2 protein-coding genes and 2 pseudogenes are annotated in these 2356 nt (G+C 69.3%); all 4 read right to left on the reverse strand.

Going from position 1 to position 2356, the window contains the following annotated elements; genetic code table 11:
- Nucleotides 1-613: TIGR03618 family F420-dependent PPOX class oxidoreductase (locus tag ABZ281_RS46230; RefSeq protein WP_356664493.1), on the reverse strand; the 613-nt coding region annotated here is incomplete at its 3' end.
- A gap of 74 nt (nucleotides 614-687) precedes the next feature.
- Nucleotides 688-1083: a nuclear transport factor 2 family protein gene (locus tag ABZ281_RS46235; protein ID WP_356664495.1), complete on the reverse strand. Its 396-nt coding sequence runs from the start codon at nucleotides 1081-1083 to the stop codon at nucleotides 688-690.
- A pseudogene (locus ABZ281_RS46240) lies at nucleotides 1080-1646 on the reverse strand (MBL fold metallo-hydrolase); the annotation flags it as partial. The gene ABZ281_RS46235 and the pseudogene ABZ281_RS46240, both read right to left, overlap by 4 nt.
- A 416-nt stretch (nucleotides 1647-2062) precedes the next feature.
- Nucleotides 2063-2303 (reverse strand): annotated as a pseudogene (locus tag ABZ281_RS46245) (IS256 family transposase); the annotation flags it as partial.
- Between the last annotated feature and the right edge of the window lie 53 nt (nucleotides 2304-2356).

Consider the following 2356-nt stretch of genomic DNA (forward strand, 5'->3'; position numbering starts at 1 on the left):
CGTCGTCCAGCTCGTCGGCCAGCCGGTGGGCGGAGGCGTGCTGGGCGCGGGCCAGTTGCTCGGTCAGCCGCGGCTCGACGAGATCGGGGCGGCCAACGGTGCCGATCAGCAGGGATCCACCGGTGAACACCGCCACACCCCGCCCGTCCTCGGTGAGGGCATAGGAGGTGTGGTGCGGGGTGTGCCCGGGAGTGGCGATCGCGCGTAGCACCAGCCCCTCGTCGACCGTCACGGTGTCGCCGTCGGCGACGGGGGTGCGGGCGAACGACACGCGCGCCCCAGCCGGCAGGGTGCGGTCTTCGCCCATGTAGCGGGCGCCGAGGAGGCCGCCCCAGTGCAGCATCTCGTCGGGTTTCGCGGAGGTGTCGGCGTGTCCTTGGAGGATGACGAACACGTATGGGGGGTGGTCGTCTTCGACGCAGAGGGCGAAGCGTCCGTCGCGGGCGAGGTTGCGGCCCTTGACGCCGTCCTTCTCGGTGGTAAGCACGATGTCGTCACCGTCGAGCAGGAACCAGACCGGTGTGACGTGCGGCCTGCCGTCGGCTTTGACGGTCGACAGCTTGCCGGTGCGGGTGCCGTGCGTGACGAACGCCCTCCACTGCTCGTCGGTCATCTTCCGCACGCGATGCCTTTCACTGGTGGGGCCGTCGCCAAGCGCCGGGTCGGCCTCGGGGCACACGGTGGGTGTCAGCGGCCCCAGAAGGCGTCTTCGGCGTTCTGGTCGCCGGAGAAGAGCCACATCTCGGTGATCTTGCCGTTCTGGATGCGCAGGAGGTCCACGCCGTCCATGGCCATGGACGTGTCGCCGCGGCGGCCGGTGAAGTGGATGGTGGCGGCGACCAGGTCGCCGTTGCCCATGAGGGAGCGGATCTTGTCGATGGCGAAGGTGCCCTGGCTGGCCTCCATCATGCTGCCGGGCATCTGGAAGACGGCGCCCTGGCCCTTGTGGTCGCCGGAGAACTGGTTGGCACCGGGCTGGTGCCAGACGATCTGCTCGTCGAGGAGGCCGCCGAGGGCGGCCATGTCTCCGGTCTGCACGGCCTGGAAGTAAGCGTGGGCCAGGTCGAGGTTGGCAGTGGTCATCGTGGTCTCCGTGGGTTCGGTCGGGGGCATCGGGCGAAGTCGAGGCGGTCGGCGAGGCCGACTTCGGCGAAGGCGGCCTGGATCTCGCCGTGGCCTTCCTGGATGTGGGCCCAGCTGTCGTAGTGGGCGGGGACGACGCGTCGGGCGCCGAGTGTCTTGGCGGCCTCGGCGCCTTGGGCGCTGTCGAGGGTGAGCAGGGCGCCGTCGAAGGCGAAGGGCACGCGAGCGCCGACGAGGAAGAGGATCGCGGTGTCCACCGGGGCGAACCTCTCGGCGATCTCCTTGACGTGCTCCAGGGCGGCGTTGTCGCCGCTGACGTAGACCGAGGGCAGGTCGTCGGAGGTGAGCATGAACCCGATGACGTCGCCGGTGATCGGCTCACAGCCCACGGGGCCGTGCCGGGCGGGCACGCCGGTGACGGTCACGGTGCCGCCGTCGGGCCGCTTGAGCTCGGCGGTCTGCCAGAAGGAGAGGCCGAGCGCGTTGCCGCTCAGGCGGCCGGCGCCGCTCTCGGTGGTGAAGACGACCGGCACCTCGGCCAGGAGGCCGCGGCCGGCGTTGTCGGGGAGTGTCCAATAGACGGCGGATCCGATGATCAAGGAGACGCCTGATGAGCGAGACCATCACCGAACACGAGGCCGCGGAGGACCGGACAGACCGCCGACCTGCCTCCCGCGGCCCGCAGAACGCTCACCTGGGATCATCGGCCGCGGCCAGCGGTCAGCGATCGGGACGCTGGTCGACCGTGCGACGCGAGCTTGTCACGGACCACGGAGCGCAACGGAGCATGCTCCCGGATCTTCTCGGTCTTCGGGCGCTGTCTGCGCAGCAGTGCCTGGTTGTGCGCCCACCAGGGTTCCCGGTACACGGTCGACGTGCTTTTCCCGATTGGGGTGTTCCGGTCATTCGGCCCGAGCAGCTCATCGTGGCGCAGTCCTTCCCGCCGACGCGGGGGTGTTCCGATCCTGGGCGACGGCCCGCCGGCCGCGTCGTGCTTGTCGTAGCCGACGTGATCGGTGATCTCGCCCTCCAGGGCGGACTCGAGTACCCGCTTGGTCAACTGCTGCAGCAGCCCGCCCTCCCCAGTCAGCTGGAGCCCGTCGGAGCGGGCACGGTCGATCAGCATCGCGATCAACTGCGGATCCAAGTGGTTCATCGAAGCTGGAAGCATGATCATCCCAAACCTCGACCGGGCCGACGTCGGTCAGGCCAGAAGGCATTCATCTTCTTCAGGATCCCGGCGTTGACCACCGCGTTGTCGAAGGACAGCGAG

This window comes from Streptomyces sp. NPDC006265, from assembly GCF_040613555.1.
Classification (GTDB): Bacteria; Actinomycetota; Actinomycetes; order Streptomycetales; family Streptomycetaceae; genus Streptomyces.